The organism is Cohnella massiliensis (assembly GCF_900169535.1).
GTDB classification, from domain to species: domain Bacteria; phylum Bacillota; class Bacilli; order Paenibacillales; family Paenibacillaceae; genus Cohnella; species Cohnella algarum.
In genome coordinates this window covers 179623-195153 of sequence record NZ_LT821259.1, presented here as the reverse complement: position 1 = coordinate 195153, position 15531 = coordinate 179623, and the positions used below count along the sequence as shown (strand labels likewise).

Here is a 15531-nt window from a genome sequence, read left to right as displayed (position 1 = left end):
ACCTCCACTATATTCATTTTTTAGGTTTGGCGAGCACAGAACGGCCGCGCCGCCGTTTCCGCGCCCTTCTCATCGGTGCTCCGGCCGCTTATCGGCTTAAATGGGTACGCGAAAACAAGCGTACGGCCGTGCCGAAAAAAAACGAACGCACCTACGTTGCGAAAACTTCGAAATGGAGAATGCCTTAAAATCGCGCTTCGTTTGAAATCAAAGCGAGCGCCAACGCAAATCGAATATTTGAAAAGGGGGTTAAAAATCAAGACACGAAATTGGAAGTAAATTTAAGAGGAATTAAATAAAGCCGTTTAAGACGGAGGGAAATCGCGGGATACGCGTACGACAAACAAACCCTCGGGCGATCGATTGCGCGCTCGGGCTTGACGAGTCTGAACAGCAGGACGAGCAAAGCGCCCGCGGCCGCCAACGCTTTCTTCGCGAAGGACGTTTGCGAAGCTCCGACGGCGTTCGAGTTGGAAACCATCAGCTGCCCCATCGTCACGCGGTTGTTCTCGCTTTTCAAGCTTTCGGACTCGGGAAACGGGATGAAGGGAATCGACAAAAAAAGCATAAAAAACAGCAGCAGCCATTTCGTCGTCGAGCGGGTCTGTTTTGTCCGTGTCATTTCGCTCACCTCCTCGTCCGCTCAAGATTTGCATCAACCGATAAGTCAAGGATACCACAAGACGGGCTTTCGGGCCAAACCCGGTCACCCTATTTTTATCATATTCCCGGCGTTTTAGCCGTATCCATTTTACATCAAGCGGTTTGCAGCCGCGCTTCGGAGGTGTGCAATGAGCAACCAGGCGCTTCAAATCGGTTATGTCAGCACTTACGTGCCGAAAAAATGCGGTTTGGCCACCTACACCCATCATCTAAGGGAAGCGGTGGGTGCGGTCAAAAACGCCTCCTCGCCCGATCCCGTCATCGCCCTGTGCGATCCGGAGGAAGCGGGCCTTTACGACGAACAATTTCATTTTCCGCTGCGGCGGCACGAACCCGCGGATTACGTCGAAATGGCCGATATTGTCAATCGCAGCCCCATTCGGATTTTATCGCTTCAGCATGAATTCGGCATTTTCGGCGGCGAGGCGGGGGCGTACGTGCTGGAATTTCTGGAGCGGGTTAAAAAGCCGGTCGTCACCACTTTCCATACCGTGTTCGAGCATCCGAGCGAGCCTTACGCTTCGGTTCAGGCGAAAATCGCGGCCCGAAGCGAGCATATCCATGTCATGAACCGCAGGGCCATCGGTTATCTCCACGACAGCTTCGACATTCCGTTGGACAAAATCTCCTTTATTCCGCACGGGAGCCCGGTTCCGGACCGGAAAGAACAAAAGTCGACGCGCCTGAAATACGGATGGGAAAATCGCAAGGTGCTGTTCCAATTCGGCCTGCTCAGCCGGAGCAAAGGCGTGGAATCGCTTTTGCGGGCGGTCGCCCAAGCGGTGAAGGCCGTCCCCGACCTTCTCTATATCATCGCCGGCCAGACGCATCCCGAGGTCCGCAAGCGCGAGGGCGAAGCGTACCGGGAGGAGCTGTCCTCGCTCGTCGAGCAGCTCGGCCTGACGCATCATGTGCGGATGATCAACCGCTATTTGCCGGAAGACGAGCTGACGGCGCTCATTTCCGCTTGCGACCTCTACGTTACGCCGTATCCCGGCTTGCAGCAGATTACGAGCGGAACGCTCGCTTACGCCGCCGGCCTCGGGCGCCCGATTTTGAGCACCCCGTACAGCTACGCGAAGGATCTTGTGCAGGGCTACGAGGGACTCCTGCTTCCCTACGGAGACACGGAAGCCTGGAGCGGAAAAATCATCGAGCTGTTTACGTATCCCGAGCTGCTCGCCCATTGCGAAAAATGGATGGCCGACATCGGCAGCAGCATGCAGTGGCCCCAGGTAGGAGCGCAGTACCTGGGGCTGCTCGAGCGCGTGGCGGCGAAAACGTCCTGGAGCATGGCGGATGTCGGCTAATGCCGCTTATCGGCGGCCCGGTGCGCCCTCCTTCCGTCATCTGCGCCGTTTGACGGACGACACCGGGTTGCTCGAGCATGCGCTCGGACGCATTCCGAGACGCAAGGAAGGCTATACGACCGACGACAACGCGCGCGCGCTGTGGGCGGTATCCGAGTGGCTGGCTCCGGAACGCGCGGAGCGGCTCGCTCCCGGCGAGCGGGAACGGCTGGCTTCGCTTGCCGACGTTTACCTGGCCTTCCTGCTCTGGAGCCAGCGCGAAGACGGATGGTTTCACAACAACGTCGCCTATACCCGGATTCCGGAACCGGAGTCGGCATCCCACGATTGCCAGGGCCGATCCCTGTACGGATGCGCTGTCGCCTGGGTCCGGCTCGAAGCCGGCCAGAGGGAAACGGCCTTCGTCATGCTTCAACAGGCGATGGGGACGATCGGCCGGATCGGTTCGCTGCGCGGGCGGGCGTTCGCCCTCGCCGCGTGCGCCGAGCTGCTCGATGCCGCCCGGCTCGGAATGATCGTTCTGCCGGACGGCTGGCGGGAGGAGCTCCGCGACCATCTGTTTCGCCTGGAGGAGCTGCTGCTGGACGCATACCGGGAAGGGTCGCGCGGCGACTGGCATTGGTTCGAGCCGATCATGACCTACGGCAACGGCGTTCTCCCGTGGGCGCTGCTCCGGGCGTACCGCGTCACGCGGCGAACCGAAGCGCTGGAGGTCGGACTCGACAGCCTGTCCTTCCTGCAGCAGGCGATGACGACCGAAGGCGGATGGTTCAGGCCGATCGGGAACGAGCAGTGGCGAACCCGCGAGGTTGCGAGCCGCTGGGACCAGCAGCCGCTGGAAATCTTCAAGCTCGCGCTCGCTTTCGAGGAAGCGGCGACGGCGCTGGAAGCGGCGCGGAAAGACGGCGTCTTCCTCGTCGTTTCGCCGGATCTCGCCAACGGCGGGAGCGGCCGGCGCCGGGAGACCGGCGCGCTGGCGGCGGCTCGCCCCGCGATCGGATCCGCCGCTTCGGCCGGCAAGACCGCGTCCGAAGCCGTCCTGGCGGCGCCTGGCGATATGGGCGGCTTGGCCGGATTGGAAGGAACGGTCGCCGAAATCGGCGAGTTTATCGCGACGCTGCGGCAGCTGCGCAACCGCTGTCTCGACTGGTTTTTCGGGGGGAACGATTTGCGGGTGCAAATGGTCGATCCCCGGGACGGGTCGTGCTGCGACGGCCTGCAAAAAAACGGGCCCAACATGAACTGCGGGGCCGAGGCCGCGCTTTCGTATTTGATGACCGAGGCGCTGTGCGCCCGGCGTTGATCGGGAATGTTTAGAATTTGTTCAGAGGGGGGAGATACACTGGAAAAAAAAGCGAGATTTTCGCCGCCGGAGGTAGACATACATGACGATGTCCAGAAGAAACGAGCCGTTTCGCTACGCATTCCATCCCGGACAGCCTTGCTTGATTCGGCCGTACGAGATCAACGGAAATCGCGTCGCGAGCGGCAAACAAGCCGAAGCCACCATGCTGGACCTCAGCCAAGGCGGCGGCAAACTCGAAACCGCGTTGAATTTCCGGCTTTCCCATAACGAATGCAAAATCGTGCTGTCGCTGAACCTGACCCGGACCCTCGAATTGCGCGGAACGCTCGTCTGGGAGGAACGGAGGGCTCACGACTACCAGTACGGCGTCCGCTTCGACGATGCTCATCGGCAGGAAATCACCGACGAGTTGAAAGCATTCGCGAAGCTCAAGCATCAGCAGGCGGAAGAAGCCAAATTGGCCCACGTTTGACCCGAGGGGGCCGGCAGCGGAAATCGCGCTCCCGGACACCCTCGTTCGTTCACCGCTCGCGAAGCCGTTTGAGCGCTTCCCCGAAATCGTCCGGCAGCGGCGCGCTTACGGACAGCTTCTCCCCGGTCCACGGATGGAACCAGAGAAGCCGCTCCCCGTGCAGCGCTTGCCGGGAAATGAGGCCGCGCTTGCCGCCGTACAAGCCGTCTCCGGCCAGCGGGTGGCCGATGGCCGACAGATGGACGCGAATCTGATGCGTCCTGCCCGTTTCCAGCCGCAGCCGGACAAGCGTGTGGTCCCCGAATCTCTCCACCACCTCGTAATGCGTAACCGCCGGATCTCCCGTTTCGCTTACCCTTCTCCGCGTGGAATGATGGCGGTCCTGCCCGATCGGCTTGTCGATTTTCCCCTTGTCCTGGGAGATGACGCCTTCCGCCAAAGCCAAATAAATCCGCTCGATCTTTTTCTCCCGCATCGCCTTGTCGTACTGGTAGTGGGCGAATTCGTTTTTCGCGTAGAGAACCGGTCCCGTCGTTTCCTTGTCGATACGGTGGATATGCCGGATTCTGACGTTCTGGTTCGACATTTCGTAATAGGACGATACCGCGTGGGCAAGCGTCCGACGCTGCCCCTTCTCGCTCGGATGCACCTCGATGCCGGACGGCTTGTTCACGACGAGCGTAAAGTCGTCTTCGTACAACACGTTCAGCTCCATCCAGTCCGGCGGAAAATCCCGCTCTTCGTCCGGAAACAGCTGCAGCCGGAGCGTCGATCCCTGCAGCTGCGCGCCCTTGGATTGAAGCAGCTTCGCGATGAGCTTCGGCGGAAGGGGCGTAAGCTTCATGGCCTGCGGCAGCGGCGCGCCTGCGGCTCCGTCCGGAAGCTTGACGTCCACCCAATCGCCCCGCCGTCTTCCCAGCTTCGGCGGCGCGCCCGCCGCCGCGCCGGCGGGGAGCCTGCGGCCGCTTGCCGCCGCGCCGCCGCCGACCGTCGCGCTAAATTTGCCGCCGGCCGCGGCGGACCTGCCGGCGCCGGCGGTTCTGCCGCGCGCTTCGGCGAACCTCGCCCCCGCCGCGGCCGATCTGCCTCCCGCGCGGGCGATTTTGCCGCCCGATTCGGCCCGCCGGCTGCCGGACCCGGCTCCCCGGCCCGCCGCCGCGGACGCTTTTGCCCCCGGCTTCCCGCCGCCGGCCTTCGCGGTTCTTGCGCCCGCCCTGTCCGTTCTGTGATTCCGTTCTTGATTTCGCTGCCGGTTCCTGCCGGATCCGCTCATGTTTTATCCACTCCGATCGCCGGTTTCGCACAAAATATACGGGAAGGGAACGCAATTGTCAAATTGCGCCTTGCCGATTCCGCAGCCAGCTTCGAAGCGCCCATTTCCGTTCCCTGCGTTTCATGTATTTGGGCAGCGTACGGTAAATATCCAGGCATTCCCGGTTCGCCTGGCGGGCTTGCTCCTCCCGGCCAAGCCTCGCATAGACGCTTCCCAGCCGAAAGTAGGCTTCGCAGGAGGACGAATGAATTTCCTGGAACTGGCGCAAATAATCCAGCGCTTTTTCCGCGTCCCGGTCCGCGTACGCTTCCGCAAGCCGCAAATAAGGCAGCCCGTATTTAACGCGGGGGCTGATGTCCAGCGCCTTCAGCATCGCCTTTTCCCCTTGCTCGATTTGGCCGAGTCCGAGCTCGGCAAGTCCCAAATCGCTCCAATACTCCGCCGAATGTTCCATTTGGCGCTCGATGCCGAGCAGCACCTCGCGGGCTTCGCGGAACTTTTTCGCCTCGATATGCAGGTGCGCGAGCTCGGATTTGGCGGAAACGTCATGCGGATTGACCGCCAGCTGCCGCTTCAGCTTCGCGGCGGCGCTGCGGCGGCGGAACGGGCGGACGAGACTCGGCGTCAAGCCGATGAAGCGCCGCTCCAATAAATAGAGAACGATCAACAGGACGAGCAGCGCCACGAATGGATTGCCCAGCAGCGCCCACAGCAAACCGAAAAGAAAAAAAGTTTTCATTTCGTCTTTTCCTCCCTCTGCTTTCTCGTTGCCGATTTTCCCCGGATCGTTTCCCGCTATGGCGTAACCGGCCTGACCCTGCGCGTGGCCGGGGCTTCCAACGGATTGTCGGGCCAAAAGTGCTTCGGATAGCGTCCTTTCAAATCTTTTCGCACTTCGAAATACCCGGTCCGCCAAAAGCTCGCCAAATCTTTCGTCACCTGGACCGGGCGCTGGGCGGGAGACAGCAGGTGCAGCGTCAGCGGCACCCGCCCTCCGGCGATGCGCGGCGTCTCCGGCTGGCCGAACATCTCCTGAAGCCGGACCGCGAGCGCCGGAGCTTCCGGATCCGAATAGTCGATCGGCAGGCGCGAGCCGCTCGGAACGACGACGTGCGTCGGAGCGGCTTCGTCCAGCTTGCGGCGCCGTTCCCAGTCAAGCGACGCTTCCAGCGCGCTCGCCAGCTGCAGCCGCTGCAGGTCGGCCCGGCTTTTCATGCCGTGGACGTGCGGGGCGAGCCATTCCGGAGCGGAAGCGGCAAGCGCCTCGTCCGACCAGTCCGGCCAGGTTTCGTCATGGCGCCGCAGGAACCGAACCCGTTCCTGAAGCTGCCTCGCGGAGCGGGTCCAAGGCAGCAGGCGCAGCCCTTCCGTTCGGACGCCCTCCAGCAAAGCCGCCGTCACCGCTTCCGGATCCGGCCGGGAAAGCGGACGCTCCGCCAACGTGATCGCCCCCAGCTTGCGAACGCTTCTGGCGCGCACCGCCTGGGCGCCGGCATCCCATGCGACCGATTCGGTTTCCTGAACCCAGCCGGCAAAATGCCGCTCCAGCTCCGCTTCCTCCAAAGCCGCGGCGAGCTGGATGCGCCCCTCCTGGCCCTGGTCGTCGAGCTCCGCGACGACGACGAATTCCGCTTGGGCGAGCGGCGCGTTTTCGGACATGACCGCCCCCCTGCCGCCGCTTAGCGTATAGCGCCCGGGACCGCGCCGGCGGCCGATCCGGTCGGGATAGGCGAAGCCGAGCAGAACGCCGATCGCGGAGACGGACCGGCCGCCGGCCGCCGGTGCCGGTCCCGCCGGAGCGTTCGCCCCGCTCGCGGACGGGCGGTTCGCGCCCGCCTTATACGGGGCGGGCAAAGCCGGCGCGGCGAGCGAGCGGCGAAGCTCCCTCGCCTCGGCAAGCAGCCGTTCGCGCGCGCGCTCGTCGACGGCCGCCGCGGCGGCCCCGCCCCGCAGCGCTTCGACGCGCAAGCCGATGTCCGGGCTGCGGCCGGCTTCGCCCCGCAGCGGATCGCGGTCGCCGAGCAGCGCCGCCAGCTCGCTCGCGAGCACGGTATGGCCGAGCACTTCGGCCATGAGCAGCATGTGCGCGAGCCGCGGATGCGCGCCGAGCGCAGCCATGCGGCGGCCGTGCGGCGTCAGCGCGCCGCCCGCCGTCAAGGCGCCGAGCGAGCGCAGCAGCTCGACCGCTTGCGCGTAAGCCGCTGCCGGCGGCGGGTCGAGCCAGGCCAGCTCGAGCGGATCGGCGACGCCCCAAACCGCCAGATCGAGCGCGAGCGCCGCCAGGTCGGTTTCGCGAATTTCCGGCGCGCCGGCCGGCGCGAGCTGCCGGTCCTCCTCCTCCGTCCACAGCCGCCAGCACGCGCCGGGGGCGACGCGTCCCGCGCGCCCTCGCCGCTGGTCCGCGGACGCCCGCGACACCCGGATCGTCTCCAGGCGGGACATGCCGGTGCGCGGCGAAAACCGCGGCACCCGCATGAGTCCGCTGTCGACGACGATGCGAACCCCCGGCACGGTCAGGCTCGATTCCGCCACCGACGTGGACAGCACGACCTTGCGCCGTCCCTCCGGACTCGGCGCGACGGCCCGGTCCTGCGCCTCCTGCGGCAAACTGCCGTGCAGCGGCGCCACGTCCACCGGCCGGCCCGCGAGCGCCGGCCGCAGCCGCGCCTCCGCGCGCCGGATTTCCCCGGCGCCGGGCAAAAACACGAGCGCGTCGCCCTCGGGATAGAGGGCTAGCGCCTCGAGGACGGCCGCCGCGACGGCGTCCTCGATCGGCCCCTCCGCCCGCCGCGCCGCGTACCGCGTCTCGACGGGATGCATGCGGCCGGGGCACTCGATGACCGGCGCCCCGCCCAGCAGCTCCGCGACCGGCTCCGTCGCCAGCGTCGCGGACATGACGAGCAGCCGCAAGTCGTCCCGGAACAGCTCGCGCGACTGCAGGCACAGCGCGAGCCCCAGATCGGCTTGCAAGCTCCGTTCGTGGAATTCGTCGAAAATGACGATTCCGACCTCCTCCAGCGCCGGATCGGCCTGCAGCATCCGCGTCAGTACGCCTTCCGTTACCACCTCGATCCGGGTGCGCGGCCCGATCCGCGTGTCCATGCGCACGCGGTAGCCTACCGTTTCGCCGACCGTCTCGCCCAGCGAGGCCGCCATAAAACGCGCGGCGCTGCGGGCCGCGAGCCTCCGCGGCTCCAGCAGCACGATTTTCCTTCCCTGCAGCCACTCTTCCCGCAGCAGCGCGATCGGCACGCGCGTCGTTTTGCCCGCGCCCGGAGCCGCCGCCAGCACCGCCATCCGCTCGGTTCGCAGCGCCTCCGCCAAGTCCGGGATCGACCGGTCGATCGGCATCGATGACATTCCCGTCTCCTCCCCGCAATCCGTTTCTCTCTTCAGCTTATCATGTTTGCCTTTCGCCGATAAATTCGGCCGCTTGGGCCAGCCCCGCTGCCGGCTCTCCGACGCCGAAATATTCGAGGCCGACGTAACCGCCGTAACCCGCTTCCCGCAACGCCTTGAAGACGTACGGGTAGTTGATTTCCCCGATGTGAAGCTCATGGCGGCCCGGGTGCCCGGCCGCGTGAAGATGCCCGATCAGCGGGAGATTGGCGGTCATCCGCCGGATCAGGTCGCCTTCCGTGATCTGCTGGTGATAAATATCGTAAAGCGCTTTAACGTTCGGGCTGCCGACCTCCCGCAGCAGCGCGAACGTTTCCTCGGACGAGGACAAAAAATAACCGGGGTGATTGACCGCCGTGTTGAGCGGCTCGACAAGCAGGGTGATGTCGGATGCCTCCAGCAAAGGCGCGCACTCCCGCAGCCCGTCGATCATATGCTGAGTTTGAACGGCCCGCTCGACGCCCCGGCGGTCCGCTCCCGTCTGGGTAATCAAGCGTTTGCAGCCGAGCCGGCCGGCCGCCTCGATCGATTCCTTGAGTCCCCGGATATAATCGCCGCGGGCTTCCGGATCGAGAAGCGTGACGAATTTCGTGCAAAACGCCGCCACCTCCAGCCCGTGCTCATCTTTCGCTTTCCGGATGGCGTCCAGATCCTTGTCCCACCACGACCAAAATTCGACCGCGCCGATTCCCGCTTCGCGCGTTTGCCTCATCGCCTCCGCGCTGTCCGTTCCGCGGAACACCGCGTCGATACATACCGACAATTTCATGAAAAAAGCACCCCCGACGTTTAAAAAGGCGGCCGCCGGCGAACCCTATCCGATCGCGGCCGCCGTGCACGTTCATTGTACACCGCCGGGCCGGCCGGCGTAACCCGTCCTTTTCCCGAAATGGGCGAACGGTCCTTGACAGAAGGCGGGCAAAAGGATAATTTTATATTGACATATCAGTAGGTCAAAAAACGGCAATGGAGGTCCCGAGCATGTCTCCCCGCACGAAAGAGCAAAACGAGGAAATCCGGTCGGCCCGCGTCAAGCAAATGATCGCCGCCGCGGCGGAAGTGTATTTGGAAAAAGGAATGGCGTTCGAGATGCGGGACGTGGCGTTCAAGGCCGGCGTCGGGTACGGAACCGCCTATCACTACTACTCCAACAAGCATCGGCTCGTTCGCGACATGCTCGACCAGGCCCTGGAGCGCGCGGCGGCACTGACGGCGGAATCCATGCGGACGGAAGCGCCTCCCCGACAGCGGCTGAACGATCTGGGCAAGCGTTTGGCGCGGCTGTGGAGCGCCGATCCGGCTTGTCTGATTTTGTACCGGATGGCTTCCGAAAAATTCCACCAGCTTCCGCCCGAGGATGCGGCCTCGCTCGGCAAAGCGTTTCAGACCGGATTGTTCGAGCCGATCGAACGGGCGCTGCTCGAAGAGTCGGGGCCGAAGGAAGCCGAACGGTCCGCCAACGTCTGGCTGGGAGCGCTTGTCGGCTGCGCCAATCTGTGGCTGTACCACGATCGCTCGCGAATCGGCGAGCCGGATTGGATCGAGCTTTTATATGAAGGACTTAAACGGAAGGAGAAACAATTATGATTACGTTAAAATCCGCCCAGGAGATCGAAAAGCTGAAGGCGGTCGGTGCGCTCGTGGCGGAATGCCATAAGGAAATCGCGAGAATGATCCGGCCGGGCGTTTCGACCTGGGACATCGAGGAGCTCGTCGACGACAAGCTGACCCGCGCCGGGGCGCGAGCCTACACGAAAGGGTACAAGGGCTACAAGTACGCCACGTGCGCGTCGGTCAACGACGTGATCGCGCACGGATTCCCGAACAAGACGCCGCTCAAAAACGGCGACCTCGTCAAAATCGACATCGTTGCCCAGCTCGACGGCTGGGTCGGCGATTCGGCGTGGTGCTACGGCGTCGGCGAGCTCTCGCCGGAAGCGCAAAAATTGATGCGGGTGACGAAGGAATGCCTCGACATCGGCATCTCCCAAGCGGTCGTCGGCAACCGGATCGGCGACGCGATGAACGCGCTGCAGAAGCACGCGGAAGCGCAAGGCTTTTCGTTGGTTCGCGACCTGGCCGCCCACGGGGTCGGTCAAGAGCTGCACGAGGAGCCGAGCTTCATTCACGTCGGCACGCCGGGCAAAGGCTTCCGCTTCAAGGAAGGCATGGTGTTCACGATCGAACCGATGGTCAACGCCGGAACGTGGCGGATGACGATCGATCCCGACGGCTGGACGTGCCGGACGGCCGACGGCAAGCTGTCGGCGCAATTCGAACACACGATCGCGATCACCAAGGACGGCCCCCTTATTTTGACGGATCAGGGCATTTGACCTCGCCTTTCGTTACTTGACGACGAGCAGCAGACGGTTGCGGGAAGGATCCTCCACCAGCCAGCCGCCGTCCTGCTCGGCGACCGCGATCCCGGCTTCGCGGATGCTCGCGAGCGTCGGCTCCAGCGCTTCACGCGAAGCGAAAGCGATCGTGTAGAAGTCAAGGCCCGGCGCATTATCCGGCGCCGGAGGGGCGCCGACTCCCGCCCAAACGTTCAGGCCGATATGATGGTGATAGCCGCCGGCCGAAACGAACAGCGCGGAGCCACCGTAATTCGCCATCAGGCCGAAGCCGAGCACGTCGCAATAAAATTCGCGCGCCTCGGACAAATGGCTGACATGCAGGTGGATGTGCCCGATCTTGGTTCCGGCGGGAAGACCCGCCCATTCGTCGTCCCCCGCTAGAGCGAGCAAGCCGCGAATGTCGACCGCTTCGGTTCCCATCGCCACTTCACCGCTCGCCGTGTAGTTCCATGTTTCCCGCGGACGGTCCGCGTAAATTTCGATGCCGTTGCCGTCCGGATCGTTCAAATAAATCGCCTCGCTGACGAAATGATCGCCCTGGCCGATCGGAACGTTCCGCCTGGCCAGATTGCGCACCGACAAGCCGAGCGCTTTCCGCGTCGGGACAAGAATGGCGAAATGGTACAGGCCGGCCGTTCTTCTCCGTTCGGTCGCGACGGCGCCCGAAAGCTCTTCGATGATCAGAAGCGGCTCCGTGCCCCCTTCCGCCGTCAGTTGCGCGACGCTGCCCTCCCGTTTCAACAGCTTGAATCCGATGACTTCCTCGTAATATTGAATCGACCGCTGCAGATGGCTTACTCTCAAATGCACGTTGCCGATTTCCGTTTCCGGATGAATGCGGTTCGCCATTTCGAACATCCTCCTGTCGATCCGCACTCCGAGTCGATGGCGGATCTTACGATAAGTAGATTACTTTTCGTAAGTATCATACCGTATTCAAGCATGAAGGTCAACGAGGCGAACGAATTCCTTTTAAAAAAGTGTCCACCAGCAGCCGAAACGTAACGTCCAGTTCGAGCGGCAACCCGAAGGCGCCCTGGCGTTCGAGCGTCACGAAGCCGTGCAGCATGCTGCGGACGACTCTTACGGCATGAAGGGCTTCATCCGCTTCGATATCGTAATCCTTCATCGCCTCGACGAATCGACCGACCAAGTCGCCGCCCGCTCGCGCCAGCTCCTCGTCGCCCGGCTCCGGAGCGCGTTGCAGCGCTTCGTACAGTCCCGGGTGCAAGCGGGCAAAGGAAACATAACTTTCCGCTATGGCGCGAATCCGCTCGTCGCCCGCAGTGCCGGAAGCCAAGGCGTCGATCTCCCCGGTCAGCAATTCGATCCCCTTTAGCGCCAGCTGACGCCGCAAATCGGCCAGCCCGTTCACGTGGTTGTATAGCGAAGGAGAGCGGATTTGCAGCTTTTGGGCGACGGAAGCGAGCGTCACCGCCTCAAGCCCTTGCGCGTCGGCAAGTTCGGCCGCGGCGCGAACCAAAGTAGGCAAATCAAGTCCGATTCTTGGCATCATTATGACCTCCGAAACTTTGTTTCAAGTAACGATCCGCTCCATCGCCCGCTGCGGATGCTTCAGCATTCGGCCGTGCCCGACGGCAAGCAATGCCGGCCGAAGCCCGGTCAGCTTTCGCGCGCTGGCCAGCGCCGTTTCCTTGTTCCAGGTGGCGAACGCCGGAAACGGAAAGCCCGCCTTCAACTGGCCGGAAACAGCCAGGCCGCCGCGCGTCTGCAACGCGTCGCCCGCGACGAGCGCGCGGTTGCGCGTGTCCAGAAACGCCATCGAACCCGGCGTATGTCCCGGCGCGGCGACGGCGAGCAGCGACCCGACGCGGTCCCCGTCCCGCAGCAGCACATCCGGACGCGTCCGCACCTTTTTCGGGACGCCTCCGCGAATCGGGGTTTGCGGTTCGCCCGCGTCCAGCGACACGTCGCCGGCGAGCAGTCTCGCATCCCGCTCCGAAATGCAGACCGGAACATCCGGAAGCGCGGCTTTCAGCGCATCTAGCGCCCCGACATGGTCGTCGTGGGCATGGGTAAGCACGATCCGCGCGATCGGCTTGCCGATTCGCTCGGCCGTTTTCAGAATGCCCTTGACGCTGAAAGGCATACCCGCATCGATCAGCGTAAGCCCGTCATCCTCCTCGACCAGATAAACGTTCACCGGAAAAAAACGAGGCATAAACGTCAACTGCCAAATCGTATCCTCGCGAATCACTCTCATCGAAATCGCTCCCCCGCTAAAACTATCAGCATTAGTTTCGTTGTTGGTCTCATTATAAACTAATACCATTAGTTTTGGCAACCGCCTATCGCAGTTTCGGGCCTCGCCTTCCGGCATTCCTCATGTATCGAGCCGGGCTTGAGCTTGATATTGTTCGACGCAAGCTCGGCAAATGCATGCTTTTGCCCGCTTTTCCGGAGGGATGCGGTCGCGAAGCGCTTTCGGTATCGAAACCTTTTTGCACCAGCAGTCTTCGATCGGTTTTCCGGCATGGACGGCGCATCGGTTCTGCTGCCCGCAAAGCGGACATTCGGCTGGATTTATCAACACCGGCTTCCCTCCCCCGAAAATATACGGAACCATTTCCGTTCGCCCGTCTATTATAGCAAATCCAGGCGAAGAGCAAAGGGAGAATCGCGGTCGCCGCCTTCGTTCGGCGGAATTTCGCCCGCGCTATCCCGATCGCTCAGAGGAGCCGACTTTTTTCGAGGCTTGAGTCCGTTTTGCTCGACAAATCCCGCGCTTTCGCTCGTTTCGAAAAACTCTTCCCCTCGGCCGATCTACTCCGATTTTCTCCCTTATACGACGATATCCCGTTGACTCAGCCAGTTAACTCCGCCAGTCGACTCGGCCAGTTGACCCGGCCAGTTGACTCGGCCAGTTGACTCCGGCTAACTCAGCCAGTTGACTCAGCCGGCGAAGTCCCCCCTCTGCGCCTAACATACGAGATTTTTCTCCCTTTTATTTGGAATTTCAGCATTCACAAAGGAACAAATGTTTGGTATAATAAAGCAGAACAAACGTTCCCTTTCGATCGGAGGAATGCGCCGTGATCGAGCTGATGTCCTTTGAGGAGTTTTGCGAGTTGGTTCGCGATGAAAGCCACTGTATCCGGATCTTGTTTCAGGCAAAATGGCCCCATGGCTTCCGCTGTCCTCGCTGCGCGCATCCTCACGCTTCCGTCACTTCCACCCGCCGGCTTCCTTTATACGACTGCCGCGCTTGCGGCAAGCAAACATCGCTTACGGTCGGCACGATTATGGAGGGCAGCCGCACGCCGCTTCGGCTCTGGTTTCAGGCTCTTTTTCTGCATGCCCAGCCCGACGATATCAATGCCGTGCAATTGTCCGAACGGATCGGCGTTACCTATAAAACAAGCTGGCTCATGTGCCACAAAATTCGTCATGCCATGCGGCAAGCGGAGGACGGACAGCTGCTCACCGGCACCGTCTGCATGATCAACGCGATATACAGCGAAAAATTCCGCGCCTCCGCAGAAGGGCACAAGCAGGAACAGCCCGTGATCGTCGGCGCCAGCGTGGGCCTCTGCGAGGAGATGTCCCGGATCAAAATCAAAAAGCAGCCCAAAACGCCCCGCAGCCGGGCGCCCGAAATATCCGATCGGGATCGGTTCGAGGAGGAATGGGTAGACGAGGAGGCCGATGTCGATCTTCGTTGGCGCCTCATGCGCTATCGTTCCGGAAAGCTGAAGCGGATTTTCAAAACCGCCGAAAACTGGCTGGCGGACTTATTTCGCGGCATCGGCAGCAAGCATCTGCAGGCGTATCTGGAGCATTTTTGCTATTTGTGGAACCGGCAAGCGGGGATGATTTTCATCGAGCTGTTAATCGACTGCGCAACGCGATCCACCATCACCTATCCGGCTTTGACGGGGACGCCCGGCAAGAGCAAGCACGTTCGCTCGCTTGCCGCTATTCCTCCCGCCTACTTCCCATCTGCAAGTTGAGTTGAATTGAATGAAACTCTATTTGACGATTCTTGCCCACGATTCGGCCTATTTACGGGTCAGCTTCCTAATGATTTATTCTGATTTGATTCCATCCATGCGACGTTCGATGTTCATGCTGGTGCCGATTACCGTTTATGTCCGTTCCGGTTTCATGCCGCCGAATGTCTTTTATATGCCGCTACGGTTTTACGCCACCAATTGCTGCCAAGCCACTGCGATTCCACGCTATCGATTATCTTCTATAAACCATTCCGCTTTCATACCGTGGATTATCTTTTATAAGCCACTACGGTTCCACGCTGCCGATTGACCTTTCAGTTCCATGCCATGGATTATCATCTTTTATAAGCCATTACGGTCTCATGCTGCCGTTGCCCTTAACGGTTTCACACCCAATTTCAAAAAGCTATTCCGATTCCATATTACAGCTAATTACCGTCTACGGTTGTTCCGTTTCTTTTGCGATTATCGGGTTTCTGCTTACCGTGGGGGATTGCCTCAGGCACAATAATAACGCAGTTTCATTTCCTGAGCGAACGGGATTTCGTAACTAGCGGTTTTTTTCGGCAATGTGTCCTGGCGGGAATTTCGCGACTAGCGAATTCTTGTACTAGTTGGTCCTTGGCGGGATGATTGTGACTAGCGAATTTTTTGCGGCAATTTGTCCCGATGATTTTGTGACTAGCCAATCTTTTACGGCGATTTGTCCCTGATGAGGATTTCGCGGCTAGCGAAAATTCTTGCGGTAATTCGTTTTGGTGAGGGTGATCGTGA

The 15531-nt window shown here is 61.5% G+C and carries 16 protein-coding genes; 7 read left to right on the top strand and 9 right to left on the bottom strand.

Going from position 1 to position 15531, the window contains the following annotated elements:
* Positions 1-256: 256 nt before the first annotated feature.
* On the bottom strand, positions 257-622 hold the full coding sequence (locus B7E11_RS14830; RefSeq protein ID WP_080836004.1) for a hypothetical protein: 366 nt from the start codon (positions 620-622) through the stop codon (positions 257-259).
* Between the two features lie 169 nt (positions 623-791).
* On the opposite strand from B7E11_RS14830, the gene B7E11_RS14825 reads away from it, so the two are divergent.
* The 3 genes from B7E11_RS14825 (at position 792) to B7E11_RS14815 (ending at position 3751) form a co-directional block, all read left to right on the top strand.
* Positions 792-1973 (top strand): glycosyltransferase family 4 protein, encoded by a 1182-nt coding sequence (locus B7E11_RS14825; protein ID WP_080836002.1) that lies wholly within the window; start codon positions 792-794, stop codon positions 1971-1973.
* Positions 1963-3276, top strand: a complete 1314-nt coding sequence (locus B7E11_RS14820) for a hypothetical protein (RefSeq protein WP_080836001.1) — start codon at positions 1963-1965, stop codon at positions 3274-3276. The genes B7E11_RS14825 and B7E11_RS14820 overlap by 11 nt, the downstream gene beginning before the upstream one ends.
* Positions 3277-3358: 82 nt before the next feature.
* Positions 3359-3751: a PilZ domain-containing protein gene (locus B7E11_RS14815; protein WP_080835999.1), complete on the top strand. Its 393-nt coding sequence runs from the start codon at positions 3359-3361 to the stop codon at positions 3749-3751.
* Between the two features lie 49 nt (positions 3752-3800).
* Here the strand turns inward: B7E11_RS14815 and B7E11_RS30665 are convergent, their stop codons facing one another.
* From B7E11_RS30665 to B7E11_RS14795, 4 genes are read right to left on the bottom strand one after another with little or no spacing between them, the layout of a single operon-like run.
* Positions 3801-5024 (bottom strand): RluA family pseudouridine synthase, encoded by a 1224-nt coding sequence (locus B7E11_RS30665; RefSeq protein ID WP_281256505.1) that lies wholly within the window; start codon positions 5022-5024, stop codon positions 3801-3803.
* A 58-nt stretch (positions 5025-5082) separates the two neighbouring features.
* A complete protein-coding gene (locus B7E11_RS14805) occupies positions 5083-5763 on the bottom strand; it encodes a tetratricopeptide repeat protein (protein WP_080835998.1) in 681 nt (226 codons plus the stop codon).
* Between the two features lie 56 nt (positions 5764-5819).
* Positions 5820-8384, bottom strand: coding sequence for an ATP-dependent helicase HrpB (gene hrpB, locus B7E11_RS14800; RefSeq protein ID WP_080835997.1), 2565 nt, complete (start codon positions 8382-8384; stop codon positions 5820-5822).
* 40 nt (positions 8385-8424) lie between these two features.
* Positions 8425-9192, bottom strand: a complete 768-nt coding sequence (locus B7E11_RS14795; protein WP_080835995.1) for a hydroxypyruvate isomerase family protein — start codon at positions 9190-9192, stop codon at positions 8425-8427.
* 212 nt (positions 9193-9404) lie between these two features.
* Here B7E11_RS14795 and B7E11_RS14790 point away from each other — a divergent pair, with 212 nt between their 5' ends.
* Together B7E11_RS14790 and map are read left to right on the top strand one after the other, a co-directional pair.
* A complete protein-coding gene (locus B7E11_RS14790; protein WP_080835993.1) occupies positions 9405-10010 on the top strand; it encodes a TetR/AcrR family transcriptional regulator in 606 nt (201 codons plus the stop codon).
* Entirely contained in the window at positions 10007-10759 is a 753-nt protein-coding gene (map, locus tag B7E11_RS14785) for a type I methionyl aminopeptidase (RefSeq protein WP_080835990.1), read from the top strand. The genes B7E11_RS14790 and map overlap by 4 nt, the downstream gene beginning before the upstream one ends.
* Before the next feature lie 12 nt (positions 10760-10771).
* Here the strand turns inward: map and B7E11_RS14780 are convergent, their stop codons facing one another.
* From B7E11_RS14780 to B7E11_RS14765, 4 genes are all read right to left on the bottom strand, one after another.
* The gene (locus B7E11_RS14780; RefSeq protein ID WP_080835988.1) at positions 10772-11632 is read right to left on the bottom strand and encodes a VOC family protein; all 861 of its coding nucleotides are present in this window, start codon (positions 11630-11632) and stop codon (positions 10772-10774) included.
* A gap of 100 nt (positions 11633-11732) precedes the next feature.
* The gene (locus tag B7E11_RS14775; protein ID WP_080835986.1) at positions 11733-12299 is read right to left on the bottom strand and encodes a TetR-like C-terminal domain-containing protein; all 567 of its coding nucleotides are present in this window, start codon (positions 12297-12299) and stop codon (positions 11733-11735) included.
* A gap of 21 nt (positions 12300-12320) precedes the next feature.
* Positions 12321-13007, bottom strand: a complete 687-nt coding sequence (locus B7E11_RS14770; protein WP_080835984.1) for an MBL fold metallo-hydrolase — start codon at positions 13005-13007, stop codon at positions 12321-12323.
* Positions 13008-13127: 120 nt separating this feature from the next.
* Positions 13128-13370: a cysteine-rich CWC family protein gene (locus B7E11_RS14765; RefSeq protein WP_080835982.1), complete on the bottom strand. Its 243-nt coding sequence runs from the start codon at positions 13368-13370 to the stop codon at positions 13128-13130.
* A 466-nt stretch (positions 13371-13836) separates the two neighbouring features.
* Between B7E11_RS14765 and B7E11_RS14760 the strand changes: the two genes are divergently transcribed.
* Both B7E11_RS14760 and B7E11_RS29015 read left to right on the top strand, forming a co-directional pair.
* Positions 13837-14754 (top strand): transposase, encoded by a 918-nt coding sequence (locus tag B7E11_RS14760; protein ID WP_139787209.1) that lies wholly within the window; start codon positions 13837-13839, stop codon positions 14752-14754.
* Between the two features lie 10 nt (positions 14755-14764).
* Entirely contained in the window at positions 14765-15067 is a 303-nt protein-coding gene (locus B7E11_RS29015; protein WP_139787208.1) for a hypothetical protein, read from the top strand.
* Positions 15068-15531: the final 464 nt, after the last annotated feature.

Coding starts and splice junctions, on each gene's coding strand:
- B7E11_RS14830 (WP_080836004.1), bottom strand. CDS start 622: ATGACACGGACAAAACAGACCCGCTCGACGACGAAATGGCTGCTGCTG.
- B7E11_RS14825 (WP_080836002.1), top strand. CDS start 792: ATGAGCAACCAGGCGCTTCAAATCGGTTATGTCAGCACTTACGTGCCG.
- B7E11_RS14820 (WP_080836001.1), top strand. CDS start 1,963: ATGTCGGCTAATGCCGCTTATCGGCGGCCCGGTGCGCCCTCCTTCCGT.
- B7E11_RS14815 (WP_080835999.1), top strand. CDS start 3,359: ATGACGATGTCCAGAAGAAACGAGCCGTTTCGCTACGCATTCCATCCC.
- B7E11_RS30665 (WP_281256505.1), bottom strand. CDS start 5,024: ATGAGCGGATCCGGCAGGAACCGGCAGCGAAATCAAGAACGGAATCAC.
- B7E11_RS14805 (WP_080835998.1), bottom strand. CDS start 5,763: ATGAAAACTTTTTTTCTTTTCGGTTTGCTGTGGGCGCTGCTGGGCAAT.
- hrpB (WP_080835997.1), bottom strand. CDS start 8,384: ATGTCATCGATGCCGATCGACCGGTCGATCCCGGACTTGGCGGAGGCG.
- B7E11_RS14795 (WP_080835995.1), bottom strand. CDS start 9,192: ATGAAATTGTCGGTATGTATCGACGCGGTGTTCCGCGGAACGGACAGC.
- B7E11_RS14790 (WP_080835993.1), top strand. CDS start 9,405: ATGTCTCCCCGCACGAAAGAGCAAAACGAGGAAATCCGGTCGGCCCGC.
- map (WP_080835990.1), top strand. CDS start 10,007: ATGATTACGTTAAAATCCGCCCAGGAGATCGAAAAGCTGAAGGCGGTC.
- B7E11_RS14780 (WP_080835988.1), bottom strand. CDS start 11,632: ATGGCGAACCGCATTCATCCGGAAACGGAAATCGGCAACGTGCATTTG.
- B7E11_RS14775 (WP_080835986.1), bottom strand. CDS start 12,299: ATGATGCCAAGAATCGGACTTGATTTGCCTACTTTGGTTCGCGCCGCG.
- B7E11_RS14770 (WP_080835984.1), bottom strand. CDS start 13,007: ATGAGAGTGATTCGCGAGGATACGATTTGGCAGTTGACGTTTATGCCT.
- B7E11_RS14765 (WP_080835982.1), bottom strand. CDS start 13,370: ATGGTTCCGTATATTTTCGGGGGAGGGAAGCCGGTGTTGATAAATCCA.
- B7E11_RS29015 (WP_139787208.1), top strand. CDS start 14,765: ATGAAACTCTATTTGACGATTCTTGCCCACGATTCGGCCTATTTACGG.